The 12,298-nt window shown below is 63.2% G+C and carries 9 protein-coding genes; 6 read left to right on the top strand and 3 right to left on the bottom strand.

Features of this window, described 5'->3' with window-relative positions; genetic code table 11:
• Window positions 1-75: 75 nt before the first annotated feature.
• Genes VFV21_RS04745 through VFV21_RS04725 form a run of 5 tightly spaced genes read left to right on the top strand, consistent with a single transcriptional unit; the run spans window position 76 to window position 5,884 of the window.
• Complete coding sequence (locus VFV21_RS04745) at window positions 76-924, top strand: class I SAM-dependent methyltransferase (protein ID WP_329668337.1); 849 nt, start codon at window positions 76-78, stop codon at window positions 922-924.
• Between the two features lie 44 nt (window positions 925-968).
• Complete coding sequence (locus VFV21_RS04740) at window positions 969-1,700, top strand: TylF/MycF/NovP-related O-methyltransferase (RefSeq protein WP_329668336.1); 732 nt, start codon at window positions 969-971, stop codon at window positions 1,698-1,700.
• 29 nt (window positions 1,701-1,729) lie between these two features.
• Window positions 1,730-3,634 carry an asparagine synthase (glutamine-hydrolyzing) gene (gene asnB / locus VFV21_RS04735; protein ID WP_329668335.1) on the top strand — a complete coding sequence of 635 codons (1,905 nt, stop codon included), beginning with the start codon at window positions 1,730-1,732 and terminating at the stop codon, window positions 3,632-3,634.
• The gene (locus tag VFV21_RS04730; RefSeq protein WP_329668334.1) at window positions 3,627-4,778 is read left to right on the top strand and encodes a glycosyltransferase family 4 protein; all 1,152 of its coding nucleotides are present in this window, start codon (window positions 3,627-3,629) and stop codon (window positions 4,776-4,778) included. The genes asnB and VFV21_RS04730 overlap by 8 nt, the downstream gene beginning before the upstream one ends.
• A 5-nt stretch (window positions 4,779-4,783) precedes the next feature.
• Window positions 4,784-5,884: a glycosyltransferase gene (locus VFV21_RS04725; RefSeq protein ID WP_329668333.1), complete on the top strand. Its 1,101-nt coding sequence runs from the start codon at window positions 4,784-4,786 to the stop codon at window positions 5,882-5,884.
• A gap of 84 nt (window positions 5,885-5,968) precedes the next feature.
• Here the strand turns inward: VFV21_RS04725 and VFV21_RS04720 are convergent, their stop codons facing one another.
• The 3 genes from VFV21_RS04720 to VFV21_RS04710 form a co-directional block, all read right to left on the bottom strand.
• Entirely contained in the window at window positions 5,969-7,855 is a 1,887-nt protein-coding gene (locus VFV21_RS04720) for a hypothetical protein (protein WP_329668332.1), read from the bottom strand.
• A gap of 102 nt (window positions 7,856-7,957) precedes the next feature.
• Window positions 7,958-8,365: a pilin gene (locus VFV21_RS04715; RefSeq protein WP_329668331.1), complete on the bottom strand. Its 408-nt coding sequence runs from the start codon at window positions 8,363-8,365 to the stop codon at window positions 7,958-7,960.
• A gap of 162 nt (window positions 8,366-8,527) precedes the next feature.
• On the bottom strand, window positions 8,528-8,947 hold the full coding sequence (locus tag VFV21_RS04710) for a pilin (protein ID WP_329668330.1): 420 nt from the start codon (window positions 8,945-8,947) through the stop codon (window positions 8,528-8,530).
• A gap of 340 nt (window positions 8,948-9,287) precedes the next feature.
• On the opposite strand from VFV21_RS04710, the gene VFV21_RS04705 reads away from it, so the two are divergent.
• Window positions 9,288-12,290 (top strand): spermine synthase, encoded by a 3,003-nt coding sequence (locus VFV21_RS04705; protein ID WP_329668329.1) that lies wholly within the window; start codon window positions 9,288-9,290, stop codon window positions 12,288-12,290.
• Window positions 12,291-12,298 lie beyond the last annotated feature (8 nt).

The following is a 12,298-nucleotide window of genomic DNA, read 5'->3' as shown; positions in this document are numbered from 1 at the left end:
CTGAGGCTGGAGAGTGGTCGGTGGGTTGGCGACGCCAATGAGCATTACCCGATCGTTGACGGGATCCCGAGGTTCGTGCCTGACGATAATTACGCGTCGGCGTTCGGCGACCAATGGCAGCGGTTCCCCAGGACCCAGCTGGACTCGGCGACTGGTGTCCCAAACTCCACCGAACGCTTGGCGAGGTGCCTTGGCGGTCCTCTTTCGTCGCTTCAGGGCAAGCTGGTGCTGGAGGCCGGGTCCGGGGCAGGGCGATTCACTGAATTGCTGCTCAAGAACGGGGCGATCGTTGATTCGTTCGATTACTCCAGCGCTGTCGCCGCTAATTCGGCGAACAACGGCCATAACGACCAACTGAGGCTGGTCCAGGCTGATATTCGAAAGATTCCATTTCCGCCAAACTCCTACGATTTGGTTGTATGTCTCGGAGTGATACAGCACACGCCGGATCCGGAGGAAACCATCCGCTCGCTCTGGTCCCGGGTGAAGCCTGGGGGGCGTTTGGTGATCGATCACTATCGCGCGAAAATTCGGAATTTCCTGCCGCCGCCGTTTGGTGTCGCAGGCATGTTCTACCGTTGGTATTTTCTATCGCTGCCCAAAGAGCGCCAGTTTGATTCCGTGAAGAAGACGTTTGACCGGTGGTTTCCGTTGGTCTGGAAGTATCGTCATTCTGCTTTGGCTCAGTTTCTGCTCAGTCGCTTGAATCCCATCGTCAATTACTACCCGCATTTCCGCTTGCGTGATAGGGAAATGTATTACGAGTGGATGCTGCTTGATACTCACGATGCGATGACCGACGTGTACAAGCACAGGCGAACGCGTGGCCAAATAAGACGCCTTCTGGCGTCGTTGGGTGCGGAGGAGATTGACGTCTGGCACGGCGGTAATGGGATTGAAGCTTCTTGCCGGAAGCCAGTCTGAATGCCGTGAAGTAATCTCGGCACGGTTCCCGCATCAAACCAGGAATGCATGAAATGCTTCGATTGATAAAGAAGATGCGTGATGCGCGGCAGATTGCCCGGTTGCGGGACGTGCCCGAGTGGCAACGTGATGTGGTCAAGCAAGTTGCGCCATTCACCATGACCACTCTTGAGCGTGTACTTGCGACCATTGCGGCGGTGGAGTACGTCGTTACCGCCGGCGTCGACGGGGATATCGTGGAATGTGGTGTTTGGCGCGGCGGTCAGATGATGGCTGCTGCGCTGACGCTCAAGCATTTTGGCGTTGAGCGCGACATTCGACTTTACGACACCTTTTCCGGCATGACCGCGCCGGCAGCGGTCGATTTGGACTTTGCAGGCGAAGCTGCTCAGCCAGTGTATGAGAAGTCGCTGTCCCGGGAGCCTGGTGGGCGTTGGTGCGAAGCCACGTTGCCTGATGTTAGAACGAACCTGCTTTCGACCGGCTATCCATCCAGCCGAATTCATTTCATCGAGGGGGATGTCGAATCCACAATCCCCGAGTTCGCCCCGGACGCTATTTCCTACCTTCGGCTTGACACGGATTGGTACGCGTCCACGGCGCATGAGTTCCTGCATCTCTATCCGCGCGTGACTCGATTGGGCGTCATTGCAGTCGATGACTACGGACATTGGCAGGGTGCCCGGATGGCCACCGATGAGTATTTGGCCAAGCACGGCATCAAGGTCCTCATGAATCGTATCGACTACACCGGCCGGCAGTTTCTCAAGGTCTGAGGATCAATGATGCGAAGGCTTTGGCCAAAATGTGCGGGATAGCCGGATTGCTCGGCAGTGGCGCCAGCGGGGCTGCTGAACTGCTTCTCGCCATGGGTGAGGCCCTGAGGCACCGGGGGCCTGATGGTGCTGGTGTTTGGACAGATGGTTGCACGATCGGCCTGGTGCATCGAAGGTTGTCGATACTCGAGCTCACGGAGGCGGGGCATCAGCCCATGCATTCCCGTGACGCGCGTTGGACGCTTTCATTCAATGGCGAGATCTATAACCACGCTCTCTTGAAGCGTGAGCTTGAGGCCATCAGGCAGCGAAGCTGGCGCGGCCGTTCGGATACCGAGGTGCTGGTAGAGGCTATCGCGGAATTCGGAGTCGAGGGTGCGCTGCAGCGGTGCGAGGGGATGTTCGCGCTGGCAGTCTGGGATGCCCGGCTTCAAGTTCTGCACCTTGCTCGCGACCGCTTCGGAGAGAAGCCGCTCTATGTCGGTTGGATTGGAGGCGACATCGTGTTCGGGTCCGAGCTTCGGGCCTTGCGAGAGCACCCTGGTTGGCGACATGCCGTCGAGCCCCGGGCGCTCGATTGGTATTTCCGTGTTGGCTACGTACCTGCGCCATGGAGCATTCATCCTGGAGTTTACAAGGTGCCCGCGGCAACACTCATCAGTTTGGGTCCAGGTGACACCGGCGCTGCACCAGGTGTTGGTGGTTTCCGTTCGCGGCTACGGCGCTATTGGAGTGTCGAGGAGGCTGTTTCTGCATCCTTGTCCGATCCTTGGGAAGGGAGTTACTCCGAAGCAATGGAGGCCGTCCAGGGGGTGTTGGACGCCTCGGTCCGGTCCAAGATGTTGGCGGACGTGCCGATCGGAGCGTTGTTGTCTGGGGGTATCGACTCCACGCTTGTCGTAGCGAGCATGGCTCGACAATCGGTCGGTCAGGTCAAAACCTTTACCGTTGGCTTCGAGGTTGGTGCGTCGGATGAGTCGGAGCCGGCAAGCCAAACGGCAAGTTATTGGGGAACTGATCACCAAACTGTCCTCTTGCCTGCGGACTCTGCCTTGAATATGGTTGATCGCTTGGCAGATGTGTATGACGAGCCGTTTGCCGACGCGGCTCAGCTTCCCGCCATCCTGGTCAGCCAGGCATTGAACGGCAAGGTGAAGGTTGCCCTGACGGGAGATGGTGGCGACGAGCTGTTTCAGGGCTACCAGCGCTATTTGGATGCGGACAGGAACTGGAGGATGTTGCGGCTCGTGCCAGCATCATTGCGGCCTTCACTCGCAGCTGCTGTCCGGGCCGTATCAGGCATATCGATCCGAGGCGCCTTTGCGGAGCGGATGCTGCGTCAGTCCGAGCGGATCGGCGCGCGGGACTTGGAGAGCTACGGCCTTTCGCTCATGACCTTTGTGGGCGCCTCAGCCGGCTTTTCGCCTGACGGCAACGCATGGCCAGGTATTCCAAAGGTGCTATCCAACACCTCGCCGGGGCCGTGCTTGCGCTGGCTCGACCAATCGTTCTCGCTGCCAGAGGGGATCAACACCAAGCTTGACAGAGCAAGCATGTCCACTGGGATTGAGTTGAGGGCCCCCTACTTGGATGTTCCCTTGTTTTCGCTTGCATGGAGGCTGCCTGAATCCTGGCTCGCAACCGGTGGGGTGGGTAAGTGCATATTGCGCAGTCTCGCCAGGACCCAGGCGCCGCCTCAGATATCAACCCTTAGAAAGCAGGGTTTTGATGTCCCGATTGCAGAATGGTTAAGGGGCCCTCTGCGCGATTGGGCGAGTGATTTGCTGTCGATTCCCGCACTAAAGGAAGACCCGTTCTTGGATCCAACCCGGATTCGCCGAATGCTGGAGGACCATCTTGCGCGAAGGGCGGACCATGCCCACGCGTTGTGGGCCGTCCTGGTCTATCGTGTATGGGCGGTACGCCATGGATGAGCAGCTCCGAATACTGGTCATTGGCAACCTTCCACCGCATGTTCTCGGCGGTGCTGAGAACCAGGTGGCCCGGCTTGTGGCCGAATGGTGTGCGATGGGCGCGCACGTGGAGGTGGCAGGACATCGGATTCCTGATGGGCGGCAGACACTCGGGCGGTTCGATGTTCGAACCCACAGGCTCTGGAGCTGGTCTTTCGCTGGAAGGGTGGGTAAGGCGATCAGTTACTTCCTGTCGTTGACCATGCTCTGTCTGAGACGGCGTTCAGATTTCTCGGTTGTTTATTGCCGCGGGTTGGGAGACGGGGCTGTTTCGCTTGCGGTCTTGTCTGCTGTTGGGTTGTGCAGATGGGGCCTGGTCGGCGTCCCCATCAACGCGCGTGGCACCGGAGACGCCCACTTCCTGAGGTCCATTCCCGGGTGGCGATACCTTGCCTTGCTGTTGAATCGGCACCTGGACGTCGTCAATCTCATCAATGCCGACATTGCCTGCGATCTGGATGCGCTGGGGATAACCCGGCCGCCGCGCCGTCGGATTCCAAATGGTGTCGTGCTCCATCCGGCCATCGTCAGGGTTGGCGTCGCCAGGAAGCGCCGGTTGGTTTGGACCGGAAGGTTCGAGCGCCAAAAGGGATTGGACCTTCTCCTGCCTGCGTTGGCTGCTTGTGTCGGGGCCGGGGCGCAGTTCGAACTTCGACTGTATGGCAGTGGGCCGCTTCGATACTCGCTAGAGCAACAAGCCAATGGTTTGGGGCTCGGTGGCATGGTTCGATTCATGGGCCCGGTTGAAGAAAGCATGGTTCGTTCGGCTTTGCGCGACTGCGATGTATTCCTGCTGCCCTCTCGCTATGAAGGGATGTCCAATGCCGCCTTGGAGGCCATGGAGGCGGGTATGCCGGTGTTGTGCACGAAGTGCGGAGGCATTGACGTGGCCGTGGCCTCCGGGGCTGGCTGGGTGTGCGCCCCGGACAGCGAGGATGCACTCCTGGGGGCATTGAAGGAATTGTTCGCGGAATCCGACGAGGCGCTGTTGGCCAAAGGACGGCGTGCCAGGCGAATCGTCGAAGACCATCACGCTATTTCGGAGGTTGCCCGCCACAATCTGGAAATGCTCTCCGACGTGGTTCGCTTGAGAAGGGCCCGGTGATGCGGGTGCTAGTGATCAGCAAGCGGCAGTACACCGGCAAGGATCTCTTGGACGATCGGTATGGACGTCTGTTTGAACTTCCTGCCGGCCTGGCTCGCGCGGGCGTGGCTGTGCATGGCATCTGTGCAAGTTATCGGAGGAGGAAGGAGGGCGAGTTTCGATTCGCTGAACTGCCAAACCTCAGTTTGCAATCAGTCAATTTGGCGTCGGGGTTGATTCGTCTACACGCGACAATTCGCCGGGCAATGCATGAGTTCAAGCCCGACGTGATTTGGGCGAGTTCCGATGTCCCGATGCTTTGCGCTGGCGCATGGATCGCCAAAAAGTACGGCGTGCCATTCGTGGCGGATCTTTACGATAACTATGAAAGCTTCGGCTTGAGTCGCTTGCCCGGCGCTGTTCCTGCGCTCCGCTGGGCTTGCAGGCGCGCAGATCGGATTACTGTGGTCAGTCACACCCTCCGCGATTACATCAGAGAGAGCTACGGTTCCACTGCCGGGATCGATGTCTTGGGGAATGGTGTGCGTGCCGATATTTTTTACGCCGGTGATCGTGCATCTGCTAGGCGAGAATTGGGGTTGCCTGACGGCGCTCGCCTGATAGGCACCGCGGGCGCCTTGGTGCGTGGGCGAGGCATCGGTGACCTGTTGAAGGCCTATGGGCTTTTGGCTGAGACAGATGCCAATTTGCATCTGGTGCTGGCCGGTCCGCGCGATGATTCCATCTCGGCTTTTTCCGGGGATCGGGTCATAGATTTGGGGATCCTGCCCCACCAGAAGGTAGGCACCTTGTTTCGTGCGCTGGATGTTGGCGTGATCTGCAATCTTGACAGTTCATTCGGTCGCTACTGTTTTCCACTGAAGCTGCATGAGATGCAGGCGTCGGGAATTCCCGTGGTGGCCGCCGCTGTCGGAGACGTGGCTGCCTACCTTTCGTCCTGCCCTGACAGCCTTTACATGCCCGGTGATGCCGTGACCTTGGCCTCTGCTGTCAGGTCGCATCTGGATGGTGCCGGAAGATGCCCGTCGTTGTCGCCAGATGGATGGGACTCGGTTTCCTTGCGACTCAAGCAGGTTCTCGAGGCCGCTGTTTCAGCGCCTGTGTAACGGGCTCCAAGTCGATGGGCGGCTTCGGGAGGCCTCGGTTCCGTGTACCTGGACTCCCATGGGCTGGGTCTGCGTATCTGACTGTCAAGGATCCAATGGTTTCCCGGGTGCGTCGCCGACGCTGATGACGATGCTGCCCACGTCCAGTGCGCCCAAGTGTTCGGCCCGGGCCAGCAGTCGCTGGGCCTGGGCCAGCTCGCCCCGGGTCACCATGCCGGTGATCAGGCTGGCGAGGTATTCCGGGTCGCGGCCGCTCTGGCGGATGGCCATGTCGTAGCCGCGGTCGGCCAGCTCCGGATCGCCCAGCTTGTTGAGCGCGTGGTTGGCGAACTGGACGTACATGTCCGGGGGCAGTCCCTGGCGCTCGATCAGCGCGCCGTACGCCTCGGCCAGGCGCTTGTCGTCCAGCACCAGCCCGGCATCCCGCTGTCGGACCAGGTTCGACAGCGCGCTGCGTTCCTGCGCGCCCACCGGGTTGTCCCGGAGCTTGGCCACCAGGCTGTCCCACCAAGCGTCCTGCACGGGTTGCCCGGAGGAGGCGGCGAGCAGGATCAGGCCTTGTTCGGAAAGCGGCGACGAACGGGGCAGGGCCGCGCCGCGGGCGTATTCGGCCATGGCCTTGGCATACCAGGGCGAGCTGGCGTCGCCGTCGGCGAGGCCGGCGTACAGCGTGGCCAGGTCGTTGCTGGCGCGCTGGGACTTCGGATTGCGTTCCGCCAGGTCCATCGCCAGCTGGAACGGGTCACCCCAGGTGGCGGTACGCATCAGGGTCAGGGCCGACAGCAGCAACAGCGCCGCCGCGAGTACGGCGCGCGTCGGCATCGCCCGCCGCAGCGCCGGCGCCAGCAGGTCCGCCACCGCCAGCAGCACGCCGAGCAGGGCCAGGTAGTTGCGGTGTTCGAACACCAGCTCGAGATTGAAGATGTTGCTGGTGATCAGGTGTGCCACGAAGAACCACATCAGGCCCAGCGCCAGCAGCGGGCGCAGGCGGCGAATGGCCAGCGCCAGCGCCGCCAGCGCGACCAGCAGCAAGCCGCCCCACAGGGTGGTGGCCGGCTGCAGCAGCGAGCGCGAGACCTCGAAATCATCGCGATAGAACACGAGGAAATCCGGCAGCGGCAGCAGCATCCAGCCCAGGTACATCGGCAGCACCCGCAGCTGGGTCAGCACCCGTTCCACGGCGGTGAAGTCGCGCCTGAAGAAGGCGCCGTCCTGCAGATTCATCGGCAGTGCCCAGAAAACGAACACCAGCACGACCGCCGCGACCAACAGGCCATAGGCCCAGCCCAGGAAGCGCCGTGTGCGGGCCTCGGCCGCGCCAAAACCAAGCAAGGTCAGCTCAAGCGCCAGCGTGAAGGCCGGGAACAGCACTGCCGTCTCTTTGCTGAGCAGGGCGACACCCGCCAGCAGGGCGCTGCCCACCAGCCACGGCCAGCCGGTGCCGCCGGCGATCTGCAACAGGCGACCACGCAGGTAGGCCAGGAAGCCCAGCAACAGGAAGGTGACCGCCAGCGTCTCCATGCGCTGCACGATGTAAAGCACGCTGGAGACCTGGATGGGATGGACTGCCCACGCCAGCGCGACCAGGGCCGCGGCGAGGTCGCTGGCGGGCAAGGGCGTTCGGCCAGCGGCCACGGCCAGCAGGCGCCGCACCAGCCAGAACACCAGCAGCGCATTGACCAGATGCACGCCCAGGCTGGTGAGCTTGTAGCCCCACGGATCCCGGCCGCTCGACAAATAGTCCAGCGCAAAGCTGATGGTCGCCAGCGGCCGGCCGATCATTCCCGAGTAGCCGCCCGCGGCGGTGGCCAGGCTGTCCAGGTCCAGCTGCTGCGGCTGCACGCGGGTGTTGGCGACGATATTGGGGAAGTCGTCGAACAGGAAGTCGCCCGACAGGCCTGGCCAGAAGAGCGCGGCGGTGACCAGCACCAGCGCGAGAGCCAGCCATCGGGGGGGCAGTGTTGGATTCATCAACGAGGGCCACCGGGGAGACGACGGTGGAGTGTAGCGGCTGGCAGCGCCGGGAGGCCGGTATCCGGTTCAGAGGCCTTCGCCGCGACGAAGCGTCGGCGATCAGGGAGCGTTGCAGCCCTCGGGGCGGTGCTTGGCAGCTGCGATGTCGGTCTCGCAGGACCAAGTGCCCGTGGGGCCGCGGCGGAGCGTGATGGCTTTGCTGGCGATCAGGGGACTGCCATTGAGGGTGCAGCGGATGAAGCCCGTAGGTGCGGGATCAAGATCGACGGTGCAGCGGGTCGTGGGGGTGCGCAAGCCCAACTCGACGGGATCGAAGAGGGTCTGGCCCTCCGCAATCAGCTTGGATTCGAACGCGCTTTTGCCGGGGGCGATCTCGGCGAGCCCGGCGGCTGCCTGGGCGCGGGCGTTGTAGTCCTGATACGCCACGATGCCTATCGCCGCCAGGATGGCGATGATGGCCACGACGATCATCAATTCGATAAGAGTGAAGCCCTGTGCCTTGCGCATGGCGATGCCGCCTAAGGGGTGCCCGGAGTGGATGGAGCGCAGCTTTCGGAGGGGGCGGGGCAGTATGGCTTGTTGCGAAGGGGGGGGGAGGGGCGGAGACCGCCCCTCCCTGTGCCACGTTGTCTCGTAACTTGGGTGGCGAGCCAATGCCCGCCGCCGAAATTACGGGGTGGTGCAGCCCGTCGGGGCGTACTTCGGCTGCAGGCCGCCGGTCACGCTGCACGCAAACGCGCCGGTGGTGGCGCTGCGGGTCAGGGTGACGACCTTGCCGACCACGACCGGGTTGCCCAGCAGGGTGCAGGTGATGGTGCCGCCAGCAGCGCCGGCCACCTTGATCTGCGAGCAACGGGTGGTGGTGTCCTGGAGGCCAATGCTCGCCGTCAGGTTGAAGGTGGTCGAACCGCGGTTGATCTTCTCTTCGAACGCGGTCACGCCGCCACGGATGTCGGCCAGGCCAGCAGCGACCTGCGAACGGGCGATGTAGTCCTGATACGCCGGCAGCGCGATCGCGGCCAGGATGGCGATGATCGCGACCACGATCATCAGCTCGATCAGGGTGAAGCCTTTCTGGATGTTCTTCATGGGTAAATCCCCTAGGGTGGATTGTGATTGTCACGAACCCGACCAACTCCCCTTCCGTGGGTGGCTGGATCGAAGAACGTGCTTAACGATGATGCACCAACTGTGCCAGCCCCTCATAGGGTGGTCACAGGCCGGAATATAGGCATAGCGATGAACGCAAGGCCAGACAAATCCGGGACACAGGGCCCATTATTTTTGACCCGGGTCATATTGTGACGCTTTGCGTCCAAAACTGACGCAACGATGTGTGATGCGGTTCTCAGAACGGTTCCGATGCCGGCGGGGGCGGGGATTGGGCTATGCTCCGCCGGCGGCACAGCACATCAGGGGAAACGGCGGCATGGCATCCAGGTTCGGCGGTTTGGAGCGGGCGCTGCTCGCGCTTTTCGTGGCTTCCGGCTTCGCCGGGCTCATCTACCAAGCGATCTGGTCGCACTACCTGGGCCTCAGCCTGGGCCATGCGGCGTACGCCCAAACCTTGGTGCTTGCGATCTTCATGGGCGGCATGGCGCTGGGCGCCTGGATCGTCAGCAAGCGCAGCGTCCGCTGGCCGCGGCTGATCTTCGCCTACGCCGTGGTGGAGATCGTGGTGGGCCTCGCCGGCCTGGCCTTCCACCCGCTTTTCCTTGGCTACACGGTGTTCTCTCAGGACAGCGTCTACCCGGCGTTGGAGTCGGTGGCCGCCGTACGCGCCTGGCAGTGGGGTAGCGCGGCGATGCTGATCGCGCCGCAGAGCATCCTGTTGGGCATGACCTTCCCGCTGATGAGTGGTGGTTACCTCCGGGTGGCTCCCAAGGCCGATGGCGAGATCCTTGGCGGACTGTATTTCACAAACAGCATCGGTGCGGCCTTCGGCGCCCTGTTCGCGACGTTCGTGCTGCTGCCCTGGGTGGGCATGCCCGGCGCAGTGGTCGTGGCCGGCCTGGTCAACCTTGCCGTCGGCGTGTTGGCTTGGGTGGTTTCGCGGCGGGCCGATGCCCAGCCAGTCGCTGTCGAAGCCGTGGTCCCGAAGCCCGGTGCGGTGGCCGCACCGGGCGTCGGGCGCGGTTTCTACACCATGATGCTGGCGGCGGCAGCGATCACTGGCGCCAGTTCGTTCGTCTATGAGATCGGCTGGGTACGCCTGCTCAACCAGGCCTTGGGCACGACCGTGCATTCGTTCGAGCTGATGCTGGCCGCGTTCATCCTTGGCCTGGCATTCGGCGGCCTCTGGATCCGAAAGCGCAGCCAGGCTATCCGTGATGCCGTCGCCTACGCCGGCTACGCTCAGGTCTGGATGGGCATCGCGGCGCTGGTCTCGATTCCTGTCTTCAGCCAGAGCTTCCGCTGGGTTGGCGCGATGATCGGCGCGCTGCCCAAGACCGAAGCGGGCTACGCCCTCTTCAGCCTCGGCAGCGGCGGCATCGCCCTGCTGGTGATGTTCCCCGCGGCCTTCTTCGCCGGCATGACGCTGCCGTTGTTCACCATGGCCCTGCTGCGGCGCGGAGCTGGCGAAGCCAGCATCGGCCGGATCTACGCCGCCAACACGCTTGGCGCAATCCTCGGTGTGGTGCTGGCCGTGCACGTTCTGATACCAGTGCTGGGCCTGCGGCTGGCGGTGACGCTGGCGGCGGTGGCCGACATTCTCCTGGGCCTGGTCTTGCTGAGGAAGTTCGCCGAAGGCGTCCCGGCCCGACGCATGCTTTCGGTCACGGCGGCCGGCATGGTCGTGGTGGTGCTGAGCCTGGGCATGGGGCAGCTCGATCCGCGATCGCTTGCCTCGGGCGTGTTCCGCCACGGTAACGCCTCGCTGGACCAGGACGACGAGGTGCACTATCTGCGCGACGGCAAGACCGCCAGTGTCTCCTTCGTCAGCCGCGGCACCATCGGCATTATCGCCACCAACGGCAAGCCCGACGCCTCCATCGAGATGCAGCGAGGCGGCCAGCCGACTGCCGACGAGATCACGATGGCGATGGCGGCGGCGCTGCCGCTCGCCTTGCATCCGTCGCCGGACGAGATCGCGGTCATCGGCTGGGGTTCGGGCCTCACCACCCACACCTTGCTCGGGTCGCCTGCCCCCAAGCGCATCGACTCGATCGAGATTGAACAAGCCATGGTCGATGGTGCCCGGAATTTCGGCAGCCGCGTGGTCCGCGCTTACCAGGACGAGCGTTCGCAGGTCCACATCGACGACGCCCGTACTTATTTCTCCACCGGCCAGCGCCAGTACGACATCATCATTTCGGAACCGTCCAACCCCTGGGTGAGCGGCGTTTCCAGTCTGTTCACCCGCGAGTTCTATGGGTTCCTGCGCAGCCATCTCAAGGACGACGGAATCGCCATCCAGTGGCTCCAATCCTACGAACTCGACGAACGGCTGCTCGCAACGATGGTCGCGGCGCTGGTGGCGGAGTTCAAGCACGTGGATGTCTACACCACCAATGGCGCTGACCTGCTTTTCGTGTTGGCGGACAAGCCGATCCCGCCCTTGGACTACTCCCGTCTGGAGAGTCCTTCACTGCAGTCCGAGTTGGTGCGGCTAGGCCTGACGAGCGTAAGCGATTTCAAGGTTCGCCAAGTGGGCACGCTCGCCACCCTGCAGTCACTGGTGGCGCTTTACGACGGGGTGCCGCACTCGGATTACCATCCGGTGGTGGCGCTGGAGGCGCCGCGGACCCGCTTCGTGGGCTCAAGCGTGCAGTTCTTCAACCTGCTCGCCCGGGCAGGCATGCCTTTGCTGGAGCTCACGGGTGGCCGTGAACCCGTGGGTCTGGATGCCCAGGTCGATCGAACGACGAACGGCGCCGGCGCGAGCGACCACTGGATCGCGCGATCAGTGCACGAGGCCATGAGCACCGGCAACCTCGAGCCGATCCGGCAGAGCGAGGTCTCCGTCGCCAAGCACGTGGAATCGTTGCGCCGCCTTTCGGCCCAACCGCTGGAGCCTGGCCAGGTCGATGAATGGCTGATGTCGGCGGCGGTGGTGGCGGACTATTCCATCGGCTACCTGCCTGCGGCAGACCAGCAGGGCATCTGGATCGCGCCCGTCTGGATCGACGTGGCCGCACAGCCGGCGCCGGTCCGGGAGGTGATGACGGCGTTCGCCGCCGCCGCCGCCCGCGACGGGGATGCCATGGAGCAGGCGGGACTCGCCGCACTCGCGGCGCTGCCCAGTTCGCGTCCGGCAGGCATCCGCGAGCAGATGCTGGTCATCGCCATGCTGGGCGCCATCGCCGATGGCCGTCCGGCTGACGCCGTCGCGATCGAGCGGGCGCACGGTGCTGACGTCTCACCCGGCGCCGTCTACGGCCTGGGACGCGCCTACCTGATGGCGTGGTCGGACGTGGTGGCGGGGAAGTAAGGCGCGCG

Source organism: Arenimonas sp. (assembly GCF_036275555.1).
Taxonomy (GTDB): Bacteria; Pseudomonadota; Gammaproteobacteria; order Xanthomonadales; family Xanthomonadaceae; genus Arenimonas.
Note: the sequence above shows the minus strand (reverse complement) of the source record. Positions and strands in the feature narration are given on the sequence as shown.